This window comes from Microbacterium sp. NPDC078814, from assembly GCF_040702645.1.
Lineage (GTDB): Bacteria > Actinomycetota > Actinomycetes > Actinomycetales > Microbacteriaceae > Microbacterium.
In genome coordinates this window covers 41,461-62,087 of the sequence record NZ_JBFBLT010000010.1, presented here as the reverse complement: position 1 = coordinate 62,087, position 20,627 = coordinate 41,461, and the positions used below count along the sequence as shown (strand labels likewise).

The window sequence follows — 20,627 nt, the reverse complement described above, 5'->3', positions numbered from 1 at the left end:
CACCCCCGTCATGACCGACCCCGCCACCACCGGCCCGGACCGAGGCCGCAAGCTCCGGCTGATCATCTCCCTCACCGTCGCCGGCGTCATCCTCGCCGTCCTGACCGGCGTCGGCATCTATGGGCTCGTCACTGGCCCGCCCACGCCGCGCCCGGGACCTGCCGACCCCACGGGACCCTCGACGCCGGGCAGGGTGGCGCCGGCGGCGCCGACGCCCGGGGCGACGGAGCTCCCGCCCTTGCCCGAGACGAGGAACCCGGAACGGTTCGCCGAGGCGGTCACGGAGGCGTTGTTCGTCTGGGACACCTTCACCACGTTCGCCCCGGATGATCATCGGGCGGTGCTGCTGGCGGCCGCGGACCCGTCCGGGGCCGAGACGCCCGGGCTGATCAGCGACCTGTCGAACTACCTGCCGTCCGCGGCGACGTGGAGAGACCTGCAGGAGTACCGCACGGCGCAGTGGATCGACATCGACCGCCTCTACGTCCCCGGCCAGTGGCACGAAGCGGTCGCCGCCGCCGACGGGCAGCTCGCCGAGGGACTCATCGCCTACACGGTCGAGGGCACCCGGCACCGCACCGGGGTCTGGTTCGACGAGGCGGTCACCTCCCAGCATCCGGTGGCGTTCACGATGTTCGTCTCCTGCCCGCCGGCCACCGACCGGTGCGTGCTGCTGCGCCTGTCGCAGCTGGACAACCCGCTGCGCTGAGGCGGTGTTGTCATGAAGAAGGCCTTGCTGCTTCTGCTGGTCGGGGTGCTGTTCGCGCCGATGTTGTCGCTGATCGGCGTCGGGGTGCTGGTGAACCCGGCGGTGACGAACCAGGCGATGTGCATCGCCAGCGGCGTCGTCCTCGGCCCGGTCCCCGACGAGCTCGAGGTCACCACGCGCGACGGGACGACGTTCACCTTGAACCGTCAGCAGCTCACCCACGCGGCCACGATCATCGAGACCGGCGCCCGCACCCCCGGGGTCGGACGCGACGGGATCCTCATCGCGCTGATGGCCGGCCTGACCGAGTCCACCCTCCGGCAGCTGGCGAACACCGGCGCCTACCCCGAGTCGGGCGAGTACCCCAACGACGGCAACGGGTCAGATCACGACTCGCTCGGGCTGTTCCAGATGCGGCCGGCCGCCGGGTGGGGCACGGTCGCCGAGCTCATGGACACCGGCTACCAGGCGCGCGCGTTCTACGGCGGGGCGGATGGCCCGAACTACCCGTCGCCGCGAGGGCTGCTGGACATCCCCGGCTGGCAGCAGATGGACAAGGGCGAGGCCGCGCAAGCGGTCGAGGTCTCCGCCTACCCGGACCGGTACCAGAACTACGAGCCCGTCGCCCGCGCCATCCTGCAAGTCCTCACCGCGGGAGGCGGCAGCGGCGGGTCCGGTGTGCCGGGCGATGCGAGCATCCCGGAGACCACGGCGCTGGTGTTCCCGCTGCCCAACGGCACCTACACGCATACCTCGGACTTCGGATGGCGCAGCGACCCGTTCACCGGCGAGCGGAGCTTCCACGCCGGCACCGACTGGGCCGCCATCGACGGCACACCGATCTTCGCCCTCTCCGACGGCGTGGTCAGCTACGCCGGGATGGCCGGGGGCACGTCCGGGCAGATCACCATCGAGCACACCATCGACGGCGAACGCATCGCAAGCGTCTACATCCACATGTGGGCTCACGGCATCCACGTCCAGGCCGGCGACCGGGTCGTCGCCGGCCAGCACATCGGCGACGTGGGCTCCAGCGGCCGGTCCACCGGCCCGCACCTGCACTTCCAGCTGCACCCCGGAGGCGCCGGCGCCTCCCCGATCGATGCGATCCCGTGGCTGGCCGACCACGGCGTCGAAGGGCTCGACGCTCCAACCAGCGGCGGACCGGGCTGCGCCTTCTAAGACCGCACCGCCCGGGCCGGGTGCGCACCTGTGCGGTGAGAAGCCTGCTGTGACGGAGAGGAAACCGCTGTGGATGTGTACCCGGACTTCGACGCCGTCGGCGGCCGCTCGACCCTGATCGGCATCGTCGGCGCCCTCCTGACGATCACCCTCATCGTCGCGGTGCTGATGCTGATCATCTGCGCCATCGTGTGGGCCGTCTCGTCCTCCACCGGCAACATCACCACCGCCACCCGCGGCCGGGTCGGCGTGTTCGTCTCCATCGGAGCCGCCGCGCTCGCCGGCGCTGGGGTGGCGTGGTTGAACTTCCTGCTGCGCGTGGGAACCACCCTCTGAGGCGGCCATGGCCGACAACGAGACCCAGCCCACCAGTCACCAGCTCGTCCAGCTCGTCGAGGAGGAGCACCGCCCCGGCGGTGCGTGGACCTACCACGCCGACCCGGACTGGTCACCCAGCGCCGCGATCGTGTTCCCCGAACGCATCCTGCTGCGGATCACCCCCGCCGCAGGCGATACCGGATACGTCTGGGGCGTGGAGGAATGGGACGGGCGCGACCAGACCTACCGGCCCGTCCGCGACGGCACCGGGTCGGCAGCGACGCCGGCGGAGATGATCGGCATCGCGTCATCGTTCATCGACGAGGAGAACATCGGTGAACCGCTGCCGGTGACCGCCTACCCGCTGGCCGAAGAGCTGGCCGAGCGCATCACCGCCGGCTACCCGGACGCGCACTGGCGGTCCTACGTCAACAGCGCCTACGGGAACGTGCTCGAGTATCCCGAACGGCGACGGCTGACGTTCTGGGACGAAGCGAACTTCATGGGATCCATCGACGGCTACACCTGGGTGATGGAGGTCTGGTCGGCCCGCCAACAGAGCTGGGTCGAGGTCGAACCGTTCAGCGAAGTCCTCTCGATCACGGAGCTGCGCGCCGCCATCAGCACGTTCCACGCCGAGACCGAACGCGACCTCGCCTACGAACGCGCAGCCACCACGAACGGCCCCGCGCCGTCGGTGGGCGGGCTCGCCCGCGACGCGGTGAACGCCTCGCACCTGGCGACACGGCTCACCGAGCAGCTCGCCGCACGCGCCGAAGACCTCGACCCGTCAACAGGCAGCACGGACCGCTCACGGCCGGGCACGCAGCGCAGTGCCCCCGCCGCGAGACGGCTCGGCCTCTAGCCGCAGAGGCGGGTCCGCACCTGTCGCAGTGAGCCCCGCACCGGGCCGGGCTCGCCGTCCGTGAAGGAGCCCCGCATGACCCTCATCCTCGACACCCTCGCCCAGGCCGCGACCGTGCTGCCGGCACAGGTCGACATCGACCCGAACGACTCTGGCCTTCCCGGCATCGCAGCTCTCCGCACCATCGTCGGCGCCGTGATGACCGTCGGACTCATCCTGTCCGTGCTCGCCCTGATCATCTCCGCCGTGGTCTGGGGCTTCGGCGCCAACAGCTCCAACCCCCACCTCGCCTCTAGGGGCAAGCTCGGCGTGCTGATCTCCTGCGGCGCCGCGATCATCACCGGTGCTGCGGTCACGCTGATCAACTTCTTCTGGAACGTCGGCCAGACCGTCTCCTGACCTGTCCCCTTCGACTGACGAGAGGAGGGGAACGGTATGGACGGGATCTGTGACGTCCCCATCATCAGCAACGTGTGTGACGTCGCCGGCGAGACCGCCGCGACACTGATCAGCGCCCCGTTCGACTGGCTCGCGGGGGCCATCGGGCAGGCCGCGTCCTGGATGTTCCAGGGCGTGTGGTGGCTGTTCGACACCACCACAATGGTCGACCTCACCGACCCGGGCTACATCGGCGTGTACAACGTGATCTTCGGGATCGCGGTGTTCATCATGCTGATCTTCTTCTGCCTGCAGCTGATCACCGGCCTCATCCGCCGCGACCCGTCCGCCCTGTCCCGCGCCGCCCTGGGTTTGGCGCGCAGCGTGCTCGGCTCGTTCCTGGTGCTCACCCTCACCACCACGCTGCTGGAGATCGTCGACCAGCTCACCATCGGCGTCATCCAGGCCACCGGCACGACGTTGGAGGAGATGGGCGCGAAGATCGGGCTCCTCGTCGCCGGGCTCACCGCGATCAACCTCAGCGCCCCCGGGGCCGGTGCGATCATCACGATCTTCCTCTCGTTCCTCGCCCTGGCGGCGGCGGCGATCGTGTGGTTCAGCCTGCTGATCCGCAAGGCGCTCATCCTCGTCGGTGTCGTACTCGCCCCGATCGCCCTCTCGGGCGGGTCATGGGACGCCACGCGGGGGTGGTTCGGGAAGTGGGCCGGGTTCGTGCTCGCGCTGATCTTCTCCAAGCTCGTCATCGCGGTGGTGTTCCTCGTCGCCATCAACCAGACCAACGCGCCGATCGACTTCGACCTGGCCTCGATCGCCGACCCGGTCGCGGGGATCGTGCTCATGTTCGTCGCCGCGTTCGCGCCATACATGGTCTACAAGTTCATCGCGTTCGTCGGATTCGATGCCTACCAGGTCATGTCGGCCGAGCAGGAGTCCAAGCAGTCCATGAACCGGCCCGTGCCGCTCCCCGGCAGGCCCGACGGACCGGCCCCGAAGCAAGTCCTCGACGGCGCCGGCGACCAAGGCTCCGGGAGCGGAGGCGGCGGCGGCGGACCGACGACCGCACCCGCGACCGGCAATCCGACTCCCGGCGGCGAGGCGGCCGGCGGCAGTGCGCCTGCCACAGCAGCTGGTGGAGGATCGGCCGCTGCGGGCGGTGGTGCGGCCTCGACCGGAGGAGCAGCCGCAGCCGGCGGCGGCGGAGCAGCCGCGGGCGCTGGAGCTGGCGCGGGGGCTGCCGCGGGACCCATCGGCATCGCCGCGGTCGCTGGCGCGAAGGTCGCCAAGGGATCCGCCGAGGCGGGTCCCAAGCTCGGCAGCATGGTGGGGCGCAGCGCCGAAGGCCACGCCAGTGCGGCGCAAGAGGGCCAGACGCCGCCACCGGCGGGCCAGCAACGGCCCGACCAGCAGCAAGCCGCCTCTCCGCCTCAGCCCGCCGCGCCCGCGCAGCAGGCGACACCACCGGCCAACGGCGGGGCCGGTTCGCCGCAGCCCCCGGCGAACGCGCAGTCGCAGCAGCGACCCGCTCAGGGGCGACAGGCGCAGGCGCCGGCGACCGAGCCGCAGCAGCCGTCGCCGCCGCCGCGACGCACCTCACCACCACCAGCGGCGCCGCCCCCGACGGATCCGGGCGAGCGGTAGCCGCTCTCATCGGACGCGTCGAGAGGAGGTGAACCCGCCCGCCCCAGGAGCGGCGGCGCACGGACGGCTCGGTCAGCTGTAGCGACCCGACCGAAGCCCCGGAGCGTCGCCGCTTCTGCACGTCCCCGGCCGGTACCGAGCGCGTACCTGGCAGACGACCACCCGTATGCGTCGTCTGAAGGAGCGCCATGGCCACCACCGACTTCGAGCTGAGCCCGGTGAAGTTCTCCCGGCTCACCACCCGCGGCATCATCCTGGGCCTGTCCCTGCCGCAGGTGATCGCCCTCGCCACCGGCGCAGTCATCTTCATCGCCGCCCTCTACTCCGGCGGCCCCGCCGCCCTCTACACCGCCCCGGCATATCTGACCCTGGCAGCTCTGGCGGTGGTCGGAGTGGGCGGGCGGAAGCTGATCGAGTGGGTGCCGATCACCGGGCACTGGGTCTGGCGCAAGGCCGCCCGGCAGACCGCCTACCGGCGCCGGATCGTGAAGCCCCGCCCCGCCGGCACCCTCGCCCTCCCCGGAGACGCGGCGGCGCTCCGTCAATACGAAGACCCGGAGTCCGGGGCGGTCATGGTGCACGACCCGCACGCACAGACCCTCACCGCGGTGCTCGAGGTGACCCACTCCGCGTTCGTGCTGATGGACCCCGGCGAGCAAGAGCGGCGCGTGCACGGGTGGGGACGAGTGCTGTCCACCGTGTGCCGCTCCGGTCGGATAGCCCGGGTGCAGGTGCTCGAGCGCACCGTCCCGGACTCCGGATCGGGGCTGTCGCAGTGGTGGACCGAGCACGGCCGTGATGACGGGTCCTGGGTGGCGCAGACCTACGCCGAGCTCATCGAACGCGCCGGCCCCGCCGGCGAACGCCACATCACCACCCTGTCGCTCGCGCTGGACATGAAGGCCGCCGGCCGGCAGATCCGCTCCGCCGGCGGCGGCATCAAGGGCGCCGCCGAAGTGCTGCGGCAGGAGATGCACACCCTCGTCACCGCGCTGCGCGCCGCCGACCTGAAGCCCTCCGACTGGTACACCCCCGGCGACCTCGCGGTGATCCTCCGCACCGCCTACGACCCCCAAGTCGCCGCCACGCTCGATCGGGCCGGGGACATCGGCCGCGACCTTGCCGCCGCCGGCCCGGTCGCAGTCGAGGAGACCTGGACCCGGCTCCGGTCGGACTCCGCCCACCACGCGGTGCTGTGGGTCTCCCAGTGGCCCCGGTCTCAGGTCTACCCGGGATTCCTCGCCCCGATCCTGCTCTCCAGCGGTATCCGTCGGGCGGTGACGCTGCTGTACGACCCGGTGCGCTCCGACCAGGCGGCCCGCGACATCCGCAAGAAGAAGACCGAGTACGTCTCGGACGCCGCGCAGCGGCAACGGATCGGGCAGATTGAGGACGCCTCCCAGTCTGCGGAGTACCAGGACGTGTTGCAGCAGGAAGCCGACCTGACGGCGGGGCATGGAGTGCTGCGCTACACCGGATTGATCGCGATTTCCGCACCGAGCGTCGACGAGCTCGACGCCGCGGTCGCCGCGATCGAGCAGGCCGCGATCCAAGCCTCCTGCGAAACCCGGCTGCTGGTCGGCCAGCAGGCCCAGGCGTTCGTCGCCGCCGCGCTGCCGCTAGGCCGCGGCCTCTGACCCGCACCTCACCACCGCAAGCACAGGCAGCAGAAGGGAACGGTGTGCGCATGGGCACGGATGACACCCGCAGGAAGCTGTACTCGACCGTCCTGGTCGAAAACGGCAAAGGCGACCGCAAAGCACGGCGTCAGCTGCAACGAGCGGCCCGGCAAGTGCTCACGCAAGACCAGGCGACCACCCGCGCGGAGACCAGGGCCCGGTACGAGGCCGAACGCGCCGAAGCCCGCGCCACGACCTACCTGCCGCGCGGCGGTGAACCAGGACCGGCCACGCTGCGATCCCCGCGACGATTCCGGGTCCCCGCCCACCAGGACACCTCGGCCACGCTGCAGGGCGCGTACCCGTTCCTCGCCGAAGGCGGCCTGGGCGCGGACGGAGTGTTCGTCGGGCAAGACCTCTACAGCTCCGGCTCATTCGTCTACGACCCGTGGGTGCTCTACCAGCGCGGCATCATCACCGCCCCCAACATCGTGCTCGCCGGGATCGTCGGATCGGGCAAATCCAGCCTGGCCAAGAGCCTCTACACCCGATCGATCCCGTTCGGACGCCGCGTGTACGTACCTGGGGATCCCAAGGGCGAGCACACCGCGATCGCCGAAGCAGTTGGCGGCAAAGCCATCATCCTCGGGCACGGCATGGGTAACCGGCTCAACCCGCTCGACGAGGGATACCGTCCCGGCGGGCTCACCGACCACGAATGGTCAACGACCGTCGCCGCCCGCCGCCGCGATCTCATCGGCGCCCTCGCGGAGACCGTCCTTGAACGCGCGCTCACGCCTCTAGAGCACACCGCGATCGACGTCGCCCTCCGCGCCACCATCACGCAGAGCTCGGTACCGATCCTGCCGATGGTCGTCGACCGCATCCTCGCCCCCGACAAAGCCGAAGACGCCGACGGACGTCTGGCCGAGGACGGACGCATGGTCGGACACGCGCTGCGACGCCTGGTCGCCGGCGACCTGCAAGGGCTGTTCGATGGACCCTCAACGGTCCGGTTCGACCCGACCCTGCCGATGATCTCCCTGGATCTGTCCCGCGTGGTGGAGAACTCGACGTTGATCAGCGTGCTCATGACCTGCTCGTCGGCGTGGATGGAATCCGCGCTGCTCGACCCAAACGGCGGACAGCGGTGGGTCGTCTACGACGAAGCGTGGCGGCTCATGTCGCACCCGTCCCTGCTGCGCCGGATGGACGCCCACTGGCGGCTCGCCCGCCACTACGGCATCGCGAACCTGCTCATCTTCCACAAGCTCACCGACCTCGAGAACGTCGGCGACCAAGGCTCCGCCATGCGAGCCCTCGCATCCTCGCTGCTCGCCAACGCCGAGACCCGGATCATCTACCGCCAAGAATCCGACCAGCTCGGCGTCACCGCGCAGGCACTGGGCCTGACCGGCACCGAACGGAAACTGCTGCCCTCCCTGGGTACCGGACAAGGCCTCTGGCGAATCAAGGAATCCTCATACGTCGTGCAACACCAGCTACATCCCGCGGAGTTGCAGGCCTTCGACACTCGGTCTCGGATGCTCGATCCCGCCGTCCGCAGTCCCTCCGGCGCACCCCTCGGGGATCGTGCAGGGAGCGGGCTGTGATCGGTCGTGGACGCCAGCGTAGGCCGCCGGGGACGGTGCCGCCAGTGCTGCCGCAGATCATCGCCGAGGTCGTCTCCGACGAGCACGTCGTGCTCACCGTCAACGGCAAACGCCTGTCCGCGACACCGACGCGTCGTGACGAGCTCGGACAGGCGATCGCCGAGCTGGTAGCCCGGTTCGCCAGCCCGACGCGGGTCGAGGTGCGCGAACTGGACGGCAGCGTCTACGCCGACATCCTCACCCCGAACCCTGACGAGCCGGCCGCACTCGAGGACGCTCCGACGCCGACGCGGCCGGTGCTGGTCGAGTTCACCGCCGCGGGTTTCGTCCCCGGGGAGGACGTCGCGATCGCACTCGTGCTCCGCCATACCTCCGCCGCAGGCAACGGCACCGCCCGCGCCCTCCTGGACCGCGCCGAGCATGCCGTCGTGACCGGGGAGGTCGTGCTGCTGGGTCGAATCTCCGGCACCACCGCAGTGCGCCGCGTCGACTGAACGTCCGCACCTGGTTCCTGAGCTCGCCGAGCGGCGGCGGGCTCAGGAAGGACGTCACGCTCATGCCTCCCACTGCCGGACCACGGCCCGCGAACGACGCGCTCATGAACATTGCTCTCGGTGGCCTCGTGGTCGTCGTCGCGTTCGGCGGGGTCCTCGGTCTCGCCGGCAGCATCGCCGCGTTCCTCACCTGCCACCCGCAGCCCACCGCGGGCATCACCGACGGCCTCGGCGTGCTCGCCGCCCCCGCAGACCCAGGCACAGTCCTGGGCACCCCGGACCTGAATCCCTTCGCCTACTGGGCCGTGGTCGTCCTGCTCCTGGGAATCCTCGCGACTGCGGCGCTGTTCGTGTTCCGCGCGATCCGCGCCGCACGATCCACCACCAACCCGAATCACCTGGCCGGGACCGCGAGCGGCGCGGAGATCGCTCGCGTCGCGTCACCGCGAGCGCTGGTCAAGCGTGCGAACACGCTGCGGCCCTCGGTCACCGGCAAGCCTGAGCCGGGGGACGTCGGTTACCTGCTCGGCACGAGCAAGGGCGGGCAGGTCTGGGCGACCGTGGAGGACAGCATCCTGCTGGTCGGGCCTCCACGGTCGGGGAAGGGGCTGTTCGTCCTGATCAACAGCATCCTCGACGCGCCCGGCGCGGTGATCACGACGTCCACCCGACCGGACAACCTCACCGCAACCCTGCGTGCGCGTGAGCGCAAGGGGCCTGTCGCGGTCTTCGACCCGCAGCAGCTCGCCCCAGGCCTGTCTGCCGGGATGCGGTGGTCACCAGTTTGCGGCTGCCAGGACCCGCTGACCGCGATGATCCGCGCCAAGGGCCTGGCCACCGCCACCGGCTTCGGCGGCGTTCAAGATGCCGGCTTCTGGGAAGGCAAGACCACCGCCGCCATCCAAGCCTTGTTGCACGCGGCCGCGCTCGACGGCCGTGACGCGCGAACCCTCTACCAGTGGGCGCTCAACCCGACACTGGCCGGGGACGCCGTGCGCGTCCTGTCCACCCATCCGGGAGCCGCGGACGGATGGGCAGATTCCCTCGACGCGATGGTGCAGGCCGACCCCCGGACGCGGGATTCGATCTGGCAGGGCGTCTCCCTCGCCCTCGCTTCCCTGGCCGATCCGCGCGTGCTCGATGCCGTCTCCCCGGCGCCGGGTGAGGAGTTCGACCCGGAGTCGTTCCTACGTGACGGGGGCACCCTGTACCTGCTCGCCACCGGAGCGGGGGCAGGGGCGTCGGCGGCGCTGGTGGCGGCGTTCATCGAAGACCTCGTCGAAGCCGCCCGCAAGATCGCCACACGGTCGCCCGGCGCACGGATGGACCCGCCATTGCTGCTCGCGCTGGATGAGATCGGCAACCTGTCGCCGTTGCCGTCACTGCCCACGCTCATGGCCGAGGGCGGCGGCACGGGGATCACGACTCTGCCGGTGTTGCAGTCCCTGGCGCAGGCGCGGGAGAAGTGGGGCGAGAACAACGCCAACGCGATCTGGGACGCCTCCATCGTCAAGATCATCCTCGGCGGCGCCTCCAACTCCCGGGACCTGCAAGACCTCTCCACGCTCATCGGAGACCGCGACGAGACCACCGACAGCGTCACCACCGACGCCTACGGCTCCCACTCGACCCAACGATCCGTCCGGCGCCTCCCGATCCTGCCACCCGATGTCCTGCGCACCCTGCCCTTCGGCACCGGCGTCGTCATGCTCCGCACCGCCCGGCCCATCATCACCAACCTGCGTGCGTGGCCGCGCCGCCGTGACGCTGACCAGCTGCACCGCGACCGCACCGAGATCGAGCAGCGTCTCCGCGCAGGGGCCTGAACACACGGTCCGAGTTCATACCTGACCTGTGACCCCGCATGAGCGGGCGAACCGATCAGACCCTGAAGGAGGGTTAATGGCCATTCCCACCCGCGAGGCCCTATCAGGGTTCATCGCCACCGACCCGCAGCTGACCGAGACCACAGGCGGCGGGCACCGGTTCTACGCCCGCGTCGGCATCGAGCAGTTCCAGCGCAACGAGGACGGCTCATTCACGCAGCTAGAGAGCGAGTTCACCAACCTCGTCATGTTCGACAAGGCCGCCGAGCGCGCTGCGGAGAAGTTCCAGAAGGGCGACAACTTCATCGCCGAGGGCCGTAGCAACGTCCAGGAGTACCAGGGCGATCAGCGCGAGCAGTTCATCGCCTCCCGCATCGGTCACGACAACAACCGCACCACCTACACCGTCGACCGGACCCGCCAGGAACGCTCGAGCACGAACCGTGAGGCGCCGGAGCGGGCGGTCGGGGAACGCGACCCGGCCGCCGTCGCGCTCGCCCAGCGCGAGCAGGCCCTCCAGCCCGAGACAGCCGCCCCGAACGCCTCTGTCCCGGCCGATCGCGCAGCGGTCGCCCGATAGGCCGGGTGCCGCCGGCGGCCCCGCAGCCACCCGCCGGCGGCACCCTTCCCCCGTTCCCACCGTGAATGAAGGATCGCGATGCCTGACATGACTGACCCAGAGGTACCGGCTCCGGACGATCCCGGCGACGAGGTGCGCCGGATCGTTGAGGAGCAGTACGCCCAGCACATCAACGACGTCCTCGGCGAGGTGCCGCGGCCGATCAACTGGCGGAGCCTGCCGCCCGAAGATCTGGAGCACGAGCTGCTGGAGCTCAACGCCTGGGTCGACTGGCTCCGACACGAGTACGGGCTCGCGGCTCAGATCATCCCGCCGATGTGGCACCGCCATCCCGAACTGCTCTGGGAACTCTCCGCCCTTCGCCAGCACTGGCTGTTCAGCTACGACCCACAAGCCAAGGGAAACCAGGCATTAGCCTGGCACCACGACTTCGGCCTCGCCCGCGAACGGCTCCGCGACTGGGTCACCATCTCCGGCACGCGCCTCGACCGCGACCGGCCCACCCGCATTACACCGTGGCCCGGTGGTGAAGCCGAGGGCTGGGCGGAGCCCGACATCACCGAGCGGCCCGTGACCGCGCGGACCGAGGACTTCCTCGCCTTCGTGGAGGAGCAGATCCGCGACCGGCAGCAGGAGCAGGACGCGACAATCCGGGAGATCGTGAACACGGACTGGAGCGACCGGCCATGAGCGAGACGATCACCGAGCCGAACCTGGTGTCGCCGCTACTGGACAGCCGGGAAGTCGCCGCCTACCTGAAAGTCTCGGAGGCGACGTTGTCGCGGTGGCGCACCGACAAGAAGGGGCCGCCCTTCCTGCGGATGGGCGGGATCACCCGATACCGCCTCGACGCTGTCGAGGCGTGGCTGGCGTCGCTCTCCGCCGATGAGCACAGCTGAAAGCGCACCGGCGGTCCCGCCCTTCGGGGTGAAGGTCACCACCGACCTCGAACACCGCACCTCCGGCATCCGGGCACGAGCACGTTGGATCGACCCACAGACCCGACGGCGGGTCGTGCGCGCACTCGTCGTCTCCGACGAGGAGGCCGCGAAGGCGTTCTTCCGCGATCTGCTGAAATCCTCGGAGATCGGCATCGACCGCCGCATCACCTTCGCGGACTACCTGGCGACCATCGGAGATCGGTGGACGCGCGGCCTGGACCCGACATCGACCGCCGACGGCTACAAGGTCGGCCTACGTCTGCGCGTACTCCCCGCCCTCGGGCACCTGCCGCTCTCGCAAATCACCGCCGGGATGATCGACCGCACCATCGACGACTGGGAGAACGTGCACTCCGCCTCGACGATCAAGAACAGCATCGCACCGCTCGTGCGCGTGCTCGACGAGGCCGTACGCGACGACGTGCTCACCAGCAACCCGGCCCGCAACAGGTCCCGGCGCAGCCTCGGCAAATCCGCTCTCATCATCCCCGTCGAACACACCTCGCCGCGCGCTCACGCCCTGCCGGACCTGGCGACGCTGAACCGGCTCGCCGAAGCGTGTGGGCAGGTCCACCAGAGCTACTCCGACTTCGTCATGCTCAGCGCGCTCCTCGCCTCCCGAGGTTCCGAGGTCGCCGGGCTCCGCGTGGGCGACGTCAACGCGGAGACGAACATCGTGACCATCGAACGGCAGACCTACCCCGGGTCCGGCGGCCTCGTCACCAAGCAGACCAAAGGACGGGCCGCGCGCCCGGTCCCGATCCTGAACGCGCTCAAGCCGGTGCTGGAGCGTCTAGCGGCGGACCGCGAGCCCGACGAGCGGCTGCTGCGCGGCCCCCGTGGCGGCGTCCTCACCACAGCGAGCGTGCGCGACGCCACCAAATGGGACGACCTCGTCACCGAGCTCGGACTGCCCTCGCTCACCCGACACGGGCTCCGGCACACCGGCGCGACCTGGATGGCCGACGCGGGCATCCCGCTGCACGTGCTGCAACGCATCCTCGGCCACAAGTCCATCGAGACCACCCGCGGCTACCTACACCCCGACACCCGCCACCTCGCTTCCGCCGCCGAGCAGGCCAACGCATTCCTCGACGCCCAAGAACAGCGGCAGGCACCCTCCCGGACCTCCGCCGCAACGCGGACCTCACCGCACCGCTGATCTCTGTCGCGAGCGTCGAACGGGGCGCCGGTGTCCCGGCTGTGTCCCGGCGCTCGGCAACCACCCACTCCTCGACATCGTGACGCAACGGGATCCAGTCCACGAAGGTCCCCATAAACCCTCGGACGAGAACGACGAAGCCCAGGTGAGAAATACGCTCTCACCTGGGCTTTACTGTCGGGATGACAGGATTTGAACCTGCGACCCCCTGACCCCCAGGTATCCCGTTCGCCCCGATTCGTTGATTTTCTGGGCATCTCTGCCCGTCAAACCGCTTCATTTCAGAAAGATTCGAGAAGCCGATAATTGCATCGCGGTGCGTTGTTTGCTGCGCTGCCCGAGTCAGCATGATCCCGGAGTACGCCTGTTCGCCAATCCGCATCGTCGTGATGCTCTGTTTTAACAGCGCTCTGAGCGAGTCGAGTGTGTACTCGACAACGTCTTGTTCTCGCTCGCTGCCGGGCACATCGGCGATTGCCACGTTCGCAACCGTGCCTGAAGTCAGCTTCCGTGACTTGTAGCGGATCCCAAGAATGGCGTTCGGGTCAGTCGTGTTGGCTCCGAAGACCCAGAGAGAATGGACAACGGCGTTCCGTTCTGTGCGCCCGGATGAGCACCTCGCGATGAACTGCTCCACCTTTCTCACACCGTTTGTTTCAGAAAGCGGAAGATGTTCGATGCGATCTCTTAGGTACTCGATTCGTGCATGCACGCTGACAACGCGACCGAGGATCTCGAAGAACTCAGGGGGTGGAGTGCGACCGAAGGTACTGAGCGGAACTCCGAAGGGGTCTACCTCCAGACCGTGGCCCGACGGCCAAGGCAGTTGGGCAGCCTCATCGTTTCTATCCATGATCCTCAGTTTGTCTATTCCCAGCTCGAACAAGCGGAGACCACCCGGATTCTCTCCAACACCAGCTCGGTTCGATACCCCTCATACTTGAGAAGCGCCGGACGTCCCGGGGTATGGTCGGCGCATGGAGTTTGACCGGATACCGGGACCCAACGGCCTGGAGATTCGAGTACCTCGCGACGAGGGGTACCGGACCTGCGGAGAGTGCGGAGCTGACTGCGCCCCTGACCCGCATGCTGGCACCGAAAGCCTGGGGACGCGGATCGCATTCGTTTGCCCCGAGCATGGAGTGCAGTCAATAGTCGACCCTTTCGAAGACATGCGGTGACCCATGGCCGATAAGCGCTCACTGCGGGAGAAGCCTCTGATGAGATCCTTACGCCGCGGGCGATTCTGAGCCCTCTTGCTTATCGGTGATCGACGCTGGAGGTACTGGTTCCGTACCGAATGCCTGGTCCAAGAGCGAGGCCGTCTCTGGGTTCACGGTCTCGTTGCGGCGGATGTAGTGCTCTCGAGTGATCGCGGGATCGCTGTGACCGAGCAGTTCGGACGCGAGTTGGAGACCCCCGATCTCGTTGATGGCAGTGGCTGCGGTGCGGCGGAACCGGTGTGGCGTAACGTCGGGGATGCCCGCGCGTTCCATGACATCGCGAAGCTGTCTTCGGACGTTGTTCGTCGTGTGCGGGGTACCGATGCGGGTTGAGAACAGGAGTGCGTCCGGGTGGGTGAACCGGATCCGTTCCAGCCTTGCCTGGACTGCGCGGAGCGCGAAGCTCGGAAGGGCGACTCGACGCACCGAGCGGGCTGTCTTCGGGTGGTCCTGCCGATGAGTGGACTCCCCCTTCCTGCTGATGATCGTGCCGCAGATCCGCGCTGCAGGGATCGGCGCGCCGAGATCGAGATCCCCGAGACGGATCGCGAGTACCTCGCCGATACGGGCGGAAGTGCCGAGGAGCACCTCCACGATCTGACCGAGTTGCCCATCGGGACGAGGGCCGGCCGTGACCTCCCGCTGCTCCCACGTCCTGATACCGGATCGGATTGCTGCGATCTCTTCCCACGAGTAAACGTCCGGGGTTCGCGCTGGACGGCGGAGGCGCGAGACGTGATCCATCGGATTGCGCGGCAGGATCTCATGCCTGACCGCGAGAGCGAGGGCGAGGCGCAGGACGACACGCGCTTGTCGGGCACGGTTATAGCTCTGCTTCGCGAGCTGCTTGAGGAAGTAGTCACAGCGTGCGACACCGATTTCCCGGAGCGTGACGTCTTTGAAGAACGGGAGGACGAGGGTCTGCATGTTCCGCTCATACAGGAGCCTCGTTGTTCGGGAGAGTCGATCTTCGAGTTCCATGTCTTCCAGCCAATAGGAGACGAGCGCGGGGAACGGGCTGTCTGCGGTCATGCCGGAGAAGCCTGGTTGGAAGAGGTCTCGCTCGGCGAGCTTTTTCTTCAGGGCGCGTTCGGCTGCCGCGCGGGTGTCCGCGGTGACTTGGACGTGGCGGCTCTTGCCGTCCCAGTCGCGGTATCTCGTGCGGGCGACGTACCGCTTTGAGCGGTGCGGGAGGTTGCGATGACCCCGAAGGTGCCGATCGGGGTGCGAGGTCTAGCCACGAATCGCTACCTCCACGCTCAGAGCTTCCTGGAGCGGCGAAGTGGTGCTGTTGGTGTTATCAATTTGCGAAGGCTGCATCCTTCAAGTCTGACGAAGGCCGGCCCATCGCCGCGTCTCCGATCAGCCCGAGAATACCGGCGTGCGGCGTTCCCGTAGGCGTGCCCGTGCGAGGAGGTAGAGGCTGACGGGGCCGATCCCGAAGAACTTCAGTCCGTTCCAGACCAGCAGGAAGAACAGCAGGTAGAGCGCCGGGTGCCAGCCGCGGTCGATGAGCGTGATGCACATCGCGGCGGCGAAGAGGTAGACGCCGCCGAGGAGCATTGCGGGGACGCCCCATTTGAGGCCCTTGCGGGTGCGGATCTTGTCGAGGAGGATGTTCGTCGGCATCCGGCGGCGCAGGAAGATGCGGGTGCGGATGCTGGCGTTCCAGAGGTACTGGATCAGGTTCATGATGGCCTCACAATCACACGGAGGGTATGCGCTTCGGTGCGGCTGGCCCTGTGTGGTGAGTGCCCCGCAGAGGGGGCGGTCTGCTTCACCCATCCAGCGGATGGGCTCGGCGCGTGGTTTGTCCTGCCACTTCTCAGTCTACGCTCGTCGCACGCCGGGCGGAAGAGCCTCATCCTGCGGCAGCGCGGCGCCGGGCGCCTGGGCTATGCGAGTGTGCGGCCGTCGCGTCGGGGCTGCTCGCCCGGGGCCGCGGGCTCGATCGTCTCGGTGGCGTGGGTGAGGGTGGCGCGGGTGCGTTCGTAATCGAGGCGTTGCGCGTCGTCGAGCGGGATCGTTCCGAGCGGGCTCGACGCGGTGATGCCCCACCGATCCCGGTACGCGGCGACCGCCCGCACCACCACCGCCCGGGCCTCCGGCGTGAGCCCGTCCAGCCCTGCCGCCCAGGAGGGCGGCAGGGTGAGGTACTGCTGTGTGAGGGCGTCGAGGCGCTGCTCCATGAGCTCCTCCCGCTCCTGAAGCGCCTGGCGCATGTCGGGGCCGGTGATTCCGGTGGCGCGGGGCACGAGGCCGGCGATGCGTCCGGTCGCGCGGCGGGTTGAGGGCGGGTAGGTGGTGGTGATGCGGTGAAGTCGGTAGCGCAGCAGCGATCCGAGATCCTGCACATCTTCGAGGCCCCCGGCGTGGATGATGCGCGGCAGGAGGTCGTCGATGTGATGGCCGTCGGCTTCGAGCCTGCGCAGCTCGGTCGTGAGGATCCCGAACGCGTCCGTCTCCACGAGCTCATCGATCGCCTCCGGGCTGAGGCCGCCGGTTTCGAGGAGCCGGATCCACCGTTGTTGCCCGGCGGCCTGGGCGATGGTGTCGTATTCGGCGGCGAGCTGCTCGAGCGACCCCCACATGTCTTGTTCGACGGTGATGGTGTCGTGGGCGGAGAGCTCGGCGCCGGGGTGCTGGAGGATGCCGTAGAGGATACTGCGGGCGGTGTGCTGCAGATCCTGGCGGTGCTGGTGCTCTTCGAGGTGATGCTGATCGGTCGCGACATAGACACTGTTGGATTCGCGACCCCGCGTCATCGCGACATACAGCGACTCCCTCGTGACCTCGGGTGAGTGGACGATCGCGTGCGCGGTGTCGACGGTGGAGCCCTGGGCGCGGTGCGCGGTGACGGCGTACCCGAGCTCGACGTGCTCGGCGACGTAGGCGGCGGGCAGCGTGATCGTGGTGCGCCACCGAGATTTCGCCCTCCGCACCGTCAAGGATCCGTCTTCGTTCGCGCGGGCGACTTCCCACCGGTCACCGTTCTTCACCCACCCCCGCCCCAAGGTGAGGCGGCGATCGTTCCGGCGCGTGATGATGAGGTCGCCGCGGGAGGCTTCGTTGCCGTCGTGGAGGCGCACCCCGTCGAGCGCAACATGGCCGGCGAGGATGCGGTCGGTGCGGGCGCGGGTGTTGAGCTCGGAGACCGTGTCGAGGGTTTCAGCGATCAGCACCGTCGTCTTCCCGGCCTCTTGATCTGCCCGCCACGCTTGGTAGGCGGCTTCGAGGATCTCGTCATGCCCACCCGGCACCACCCGGCCGTGCCCGAGGTAGGTGTCGATGACGTCGGTGTCCCCAACCCGCAGCTGCAGGGAGGCGTGCTTCTCCCAGTCGTTGCGGAAGCGGCGCACATCCACCAGCTCGGGGGCGTCGCCGCGGTCGCGGACGAGCATCCCAAACGCCCCGCCCGCGTCCACCGCGGCCAGTTGCGCCCAATCTCCTACGAGCAGCACCTTCGCCCCGACGCTCTGGGCGTGGGTGGTGATCGCGTCGAGCGCGAACGTGCCCGCGAGCGACGCCTCGTCGATGATCACGAGCTGCCCGGCCGTGAGGTTCCAGGTTCCGCGGCGGTGCTCGTGCAACCATTTCGCCGTGTTCTCCGTACCGATCTCCAAGTCGTCGGCGAGGACGTCCGCGGCACCCGCCGACGGTGCGAGGCCGATCACCGATCCTGCCCCGTACCGGCGCTCCCATGCGCGCCGGAGCGCTCGCATCGTCGTCGTCTTCCCCGTTCCCGCAGGCCCGACGAGCACGTCGAGGGCGCGGCCGGAGACCCCGATCTTCGCGATCGCCTGCTCCTGATCCGCAGACAGGGTGTGCCCGTCCCGGTTCCGCTCCCGCGCCGCGTCCTCCACCCACGCCAGCGGCACGGTCGGCGCCGTCCTCGCGCGGGAGGCGGTGAGGAGGCGGTCTTCGGCGGCGAGCACCTGCTCCGAGGAGAACACGATCCCACCCTTCGGACGAAACACACTCGTCCCATCCAGGCGACGGAACACCGGCGGGCTTGAGGCGAGCTCGGGCGGGGTGAGGCGGAGCGAGGCGTGCTCGGCGGCGTCGACGATGCGCTGGAGGATCTGGTCGCGGTCGGCGGTGTGGGCGAAACGGAGTCCCATCGTCTGCCGTACCGCTTCTGCGTGCAGGTTCCACCGCTTCCACGTCGCCGACCGATCACCCACCTGCTCCACCACCACCGCGGCGACCTGATCGAGCACGTCGAGCGGGATATCGTCGGCGCGCAGCAACGGCTCCCCAACCGCCTCAGCAAGGAGCGCGGTCGCCCAAGTCGGAGCGTCCTCGCCCAGCAGTCGGGTGGCCCGCTCCCGCCACCCGGTCGTGAGGCCGCTCAGCGAGTAGTGCTGTTTCGGGGGCCGGGTCTCGAGGGTGGCCTGCTGCCGGAACTGCCACAGCAGCTTCCCCGACGGCTGCCTGCCGTGCTTCTCGACGTACTCGGCGACGAGGCGATCCTTGACCCGCTCGATATCCCTTGTCCGGGATGAGAACTCATCCATGAGCGCCTGCGGCACCCCAGCGATCTCCCACGCCGTCGACCGGCCCGCGCCGCGGTCGCGGGCCTCCCAGCCGACGCCGAGGATCCGGGTGAGATGGTCAGAGAGCACAGCGTTGTAGTGCTCCGAGAGCCCGGTCACCGCGGCATGCAGAGCACGGGAATCGAGGGTGCGCCACTTCCCATCCTGGACGGCCTGGACACGATTCGCGACCACGACGTGGGTGTGGAGCTGCGGGTCGGACGCCCGTGAATCGTAGTGATCGTAGGCGGTCGCGATCACACCCCGCACCTTGACCTGCGCGACCGCGCCGCGCGGCCCTTTCGCACCCGCCCGCGTCATCGCGACATCCCGCTCGAGCACCATGATCACGTCCTCGATCGCGGCGTGATGGGCCTGCGCGATCAGTGCCTGCGTGCCACCGTCGGCGACGGCCCACAGCGTCGAGACCGATTTCGGCACCGAGAACGTCAGATCGAACCCCGCCACCGGAGCGTTCGTCGGCTTCTGCGCCTCCTCTGCCTCGATCAGCGCTCGCTGCACCGCACGTTCACCCGGCGGCAGTGAGTCCGGGAGCAGCGCGATGCGGCGTTCTGCACGTTCGGTAGCGGTGGCGAACTTCCGATACGGGCGACCCAACGGCTCACCCGTGTTGGGATCCTGCCCGTGTCCCATGAGCCGTCGCAGCTGCTTCTCGCTCACTTGAGCGCCCGCGGCGATGTTCCCGGTGAGACTGGGCAGGCCGGCCCCGAGCCAGGAACCCGGCGGGGTGCCCGCCTGGAGGTAGTACCTCGTCAACGCCGACGCCGCATCCCGGTCGCCGTCACCGATCACGACAGAGTTCAGCAGGTACCGGTACCCGTCGCCGGCCGTCATCACCCTGATCGAAACCGTCACGCTAACCGCCCCGCATGTCAGCCCTTGTAGGCGAGGTCAGGATCGCTCGACGGGGCTGTGCTTCGGTGATTCGGTGACGATCGGCCGCGACTTTGCATCTGGATCAAGTTGGCGTTCCCTCCGTTCGAGGAAGCGTCGAAAGTTGCGGAGTTCTTCCTCGGCGAGCGGATCATGCACTGGCCACACCAAAGACGACGACTCGGCGTCGACCGCCATCAGCGTGCTCCGTAAAGTCAGCATCTGAGTCGAAGCCGCGGCCAACAGACCGCCAGCGAACCTCGCTCGCGCCGAGCCGCGCGCCTGATCGCCGAAGGTTGTGACCGCGGTCCCGCCGTGCTCTTGGAACGCGGCGCCAGCAGCATCCATCACCCGAGCTAGCGGCACCAACATGTTGATGAGGAGATCCACGACATCGGCAACCTGCTCGGGATGCTCACGCAACACGCCCCTCGCACGATCGAGCTTTTCAGCCTGTTCAGCAATCGCGCGCGCAATGTCGGCAAGCTCAGTTGATGTGGACATCACCGGCTCCTTCCCGAAGCGGGGCCAACGGAACGGCCGCCTCATCCGGAAGGTGCGCGCATGCTCAACCACGCGGCGCGTGTCCAGCACCTCTATCATCTGAAAGTCCTGCTGCGCCGCGACAG

The 20,627-nt window shown here is 68.8% G+C and carries 19 protein-coding genes; 14 read left to right on the top strand and 5 right to left on the bottom strand.

Annotated elements, in window-relative coordinates; translation table 11 throughout:
• The first annotated feature begins 10 nt into the window (after positions 1 to 10).
• The 14 genes from AB0300_RS16480 (at position 11) to AB0300_RS16415 (ending at position 13,346) form a co-directional block, all read left to right on the top strand.
• Positions 11 to 709 carry a hypothetical protein gene (locus AB0300_RS16480; protein ID WP_366216469.1) on the top strand — a complete coding sequence of 233 codons (699 nt, stop codon included), beginning with the start codon at positions 11 to 13 and terminating at the stop codon, positions 707 to 709.
• A 12-nt stretch (positions 710 to 721) separates the two neighbouring features.
• Positions 722 to 1,891, top strand: a complete 1,170-nt coding sequence (locus AB0300_RS16475) for a M23 family metallopeptidase (RefSeq protein WP_366216468.1) — start codon at positions 722 to 724, stop codon at positions 1,889 to 1,891.
• 69 nt (positions 1,892 to 1,960) lie between these two features.
• Entirely contained in the window at positions 1,961 to 2,227 is a 267-nt protein-coding gene (locus AB0300_RS16470) for a DUF6112 family protein (protein ID WP_366216467.1), read from the top strand.
• Positions 2,228 to 2,234: 7 nt separating this feature from the next.
• Complete coding sequence (locus AB0300_RS16465; RefSeq protein ID WP_366216466.1) at positions 2,235 to 3,074, top strand: hypothetical protein; 840 nt, start codon at positions 2,235 to 2,237, stop codon at positions 3,072 to 3,074.
• Positions 3,075 to 3,149: 75 nt separating this feature from the next.
• Positions 3,150 to 3,473: a DUF6112 family protein gene (locus AB0300_RS16460; protein ID WP_366216465.1), complete on the top strand. Its 324-nt coding sequence runs from the start codon at positions 3,150 to 3,152 to the stop codon at positions 3,471 to 3,473.
• 36 nt (positions 3,474 to 3,509) lie between these two features.
• The gene (locus AB0300_RS16455) at positions 3,510 to 5,111 is read left to right on the top strand and encodes a conjugal transfer protein TrbL (protein ID WP_366216464.1); all 1,602 of its coding nucleotides are present in this window, start codon (positions 3,510 to 3,512) and stop codon (positions 5,109 to 5,111) included.
• A 188-nt stretch (positions 5,112 to 5,299) separates the two neighbouring features.
• The gene (locus tag AB0300_RS16450; RefSeq protein ID WP_366216463.1) at positions 5,300 to 6,748 is read left to right on the top strand and encodes an SCO6880 family protein; all 1,449 of its coding nucleotides are present in this window, start codon (positions 5,300 to 5,302) and stop codon (positions 6,746 to 6,748) included.
• 50 nt (positions 6,749 to 6,798) lie between these two features.
• Positions 6,799 to 8,343: an ATP-binding protein gene (locus AB0300_RS16445; protein ID WP_366216462.1), complete on the top strand. Its 1,545-nt coding sequence runs from the start codon at positions 6,799 to 6,801 to the stop codon at positions 8,341 to 8,343.
• A 44-nt stretch (positions 8,344 to 8,387) separates the two neighbouring features.
• Entirely contained in the window at positions 8,388 to 8,837 is a 450-nt protein-coding gene (locus AB0300_RS16440; RefSeq protein WP_366216461.1) for a hypothetical protein, read from the top strand.
• A gap of 104 nt (positions 8,838 to 8,941) precedes the next feature.
• Entirely contained in the window at positions 8,942 to 10,663 is a 1,722-nt protein-coding gene (locus tag AB0300_RS16435) for a TraM recognition domain-containing protein (protein ID WP_366216460.1), read from the top strand.
• A gap of 76 nt (positions 10,664 to 10,739) precedes the next feature.
• On the top strand, positions 10,740 to 11,243 hold the full coding sequence (locus AB0300_RS16430) for a single-stranded DNA-binding protein (protein WP_366216459.1): 504 nt from the start codon (positions 10,740 to 10,742) through the stop codon (positions 11,241 to 11,243).
• 78 nt (positions 11,244 to 11,321) lie between these two features.
• Positions 11,322 to 11,933: a hypothetical protein gene (locus AB0300_RS16425; RefSeq protein WP_366216458.1), complete on the top strand. Its 612-nt coding sequence runs from the start codon at positions 11,322 to 11,324 to the stop codon at positions 11,931 to 11,933.
• Entirely contained in the window at positions 11,930 to 12,142 is a 213-nt protein-coding gene (locus tag AB0300_RS16420) for a helix-turn-helix domain-containing protein (protein WP_366216457.1), read from the top strand. Before AB0300_RS16425 ends, AB0300_RS16420 begins: the two co-directional genes overlap by 4 nt.
• Positions 12,129 to 13,346 (top strand): tyrosine-type recombinase/integrase, encoded by a 1,218-nt coding sequence (locus AB0300_RS16415; protein WP_366216456.1) that lies wholly within the window; start codon positions 12,129 to 12,131, stop codon positions 13,344 to 13,346. Before AB0300_RS16420 ends, AB0300_RS16415 begins: the two co-directional genes overlap by 14 nt.
• Before the next feature lie 160 nt (positions 13,347 to 13,506).
• On the opposite strand, the gene AB0300_RS16410 is transcribed toward AB0300_RS16415, so the two are convergent.
• The 5 genes from AB0300_RS16410 to AB0300_RS16390 all read right to left on the bottom strand — a co-directional run bounded on the left by AB0300_RS16410 (position 13,507) and on the right by AB0300_RS16390 (position 20,601).
• On the bottom strand, positions 13,507 to 14,199 hold the full coding sequence (locus AB0300_RS16410) for a hypothetical protein (protein ID WP_366216455.1): 693 nt from the start codon (positions 14,197 to 14,199) through the stop codon (positions 13,507 to 13,509).
• Between the two features lie 376 nt (positions 14,200 to 14,575).
• The gene (locus AB0300_RS16405; protein ID WP_366216454.1) at positions 14,576 to 15,601 is read right to left on the bottom strand and encodes a tyrosine-type recombinase/integrase; all 1,026 of its coding nucleotides are present in this window, start codon (positions 15,599 to 15,601) and stop codon (positions 14,576 to 14,578) included.
• Between the two features lie 330 nt (positions 15,602 to 15,931).
• A complete protein-coding gene (locus AB0300_RS16400) occupies positions 15,932 to 16,261 on the bottom strand; it encodes a sulfate permease (RefSeq protein ID WP_366216453.1) in 330 nt (109 codons plus the stop codon).
• A gap of 203 nt (positions 16,262 to 16,464) precedes the next feature.
• Positions 16,465 to 19,959 (bottom strand): MobF family relaxase, encoded by a 3,495-nt coding sequence (mobF, locus tag AB0300_RS16395; RefSeq protein ID WP_366216452.1) that lies wholly within the window; start codon positions 19,957 to 19,959, stop codon positions 16,465 to 16,467.
• 57 nt (positions 19,960 to 20,016) lie between these two features.
• Entirely contained in the window at positions 20,017 to 20,601 is a 585-nt protein-coding gene (locus tag AB0300_RS16390; RefSeq protein ID WP_366216451.1) for a hypothetical protein, read from the bottom strand.
• Between the last annotated feature and the right edge of the window lie 26 nt (positions 20,602 to 20,627).

What these genes read in the sequence shown, in the direction of transcription:
- AB0300_RS16420 (WP_366216457.1), top strand. Translation starts at nt 11,930, where the DNA reads ATGAGCGAGACGATCACCGAGCCGAACCTGGTGTCGCCGCTACTGGAC.
- AB0300_RS16405 (WP_366216454.1), bottom strand. Translation starts at nt 15,601, where the DNA reads ATGACCGCAGACAGCCCGTTCCCCGCGCTCGTCTCCTATTGGCTGGAA.
- AB0300_RS16400 (WP_366216453.1), bottom strand. Translation starts at nt 16,261, where the DNA reads ATGAACCTGATCCAGTACCTCTGGAACGCCAGCATCCGCACCCGCATC.
- AB0300_RS16390 (WP_366216451.1), bottom strand. Translation starts at nt 20,601, where the DNA reads ATGATAGAGGTGCTGGACACGCGCCGCGTGGTTGAGCATGCGCGCACC.
- AB0300_RS16410 (WP_366216455.1), bottom strand. Translation starts at nt 14,199, where the DNA reads ATGGATAGAAACGATGAGGCTGCCCAACTGCCTTGGCCGTCGGGCCAC.
- AB0300_RS16415 (WP_366216456.1), top strand. Translation starts at nt 12,129, where the DNA reads ATGAGCACAGCTGAAAGCGCACCGGCGGTCCCGCCCTTCGGGGTGAAG.
- AB0300_RS16450 (WP_366216463.1), top strand. Translation starts at nt 5,300, where the DNA reads ATGGCCACCACCGACTTCGAGCTGAGCCCGGTGAAGTTCTCCCGGCTC.
- AB0300_RS16455 (WP_366216464.1), top strand. Translation starts at nt 3,510, where the DNA reads ATGGACGGGATCTGTGACGTCCCCATCATCAGCAACGTGTGTGACGTC.
- AB0300_RS16475 (WP_366216468.1), top strand. Translation starts at nt 722, where the DNA reads ATGAAGAAGGCCTTGCTGCTTCTGCTGGTCGGGGTGCTGTTCGCGCCG.
- AB0300_RS16465 (WP_366216466.1), top strand. Translation starts at nt 2,235, where the DNA reads ATGGCCGACAACGAGACCCAGCCCACCAGTCACCAGCTCGTCCAGCTC.
- AB0300_RS16460 (WP_366216465.1), top strand. Translation starts at nt 3,150, where the DNA reads ATGACCCTCATCCTCGACACCCTCGCCCAGGCCGCGACCGTGCTGCCG.
- AB0300_RS16425 (WP_366216458.1), top strand. Translation starts at nt 11,322, where the DNA reads ATGCCTGACATGACTGACCCAGAGGTACCGGCTCCGGACGATCCCGGC.
- AB0300_RS16430 (WP_366216459.1), top strand. Translation starts at nt 10,740, where the DNA reads ATGGCCATTCCCACCCGCGAGGCCCTATCAGGGTTCATCGCCACCGAC.
- AB0300_RS16435 (WP_366216460.1), top strand. Translation starts at nt 8,942, where the DNA reads ATGAACATTGCTCTCGGTGGCCTCGTGGTCGTCGTCGCGTTCGGCGGG.
- AB0300_RS16445 (WP_366216462.1), top strand. Translation starts at nt 6,799, where the DNA reads ATGGGCACGGATGACACCCGCAGGAAGCTGTACTCGACCGTCCTGGTC.
- mobF (WP_366216452.1), bottom strand. Translation starts at nt 19,959, where the DNA reads ATGACGGCCGGCGACGGGTACCGGTACCTGCTGAACTCTGTCGTGATC.
- AB0300_RS16480 (WP_366216469.1), top strand. Translation starts at nt 11, where the DNA reads ATGACCGACCCCGCCACCACCGGCCCGGACCGAGGCCGCAAGCTCCGG.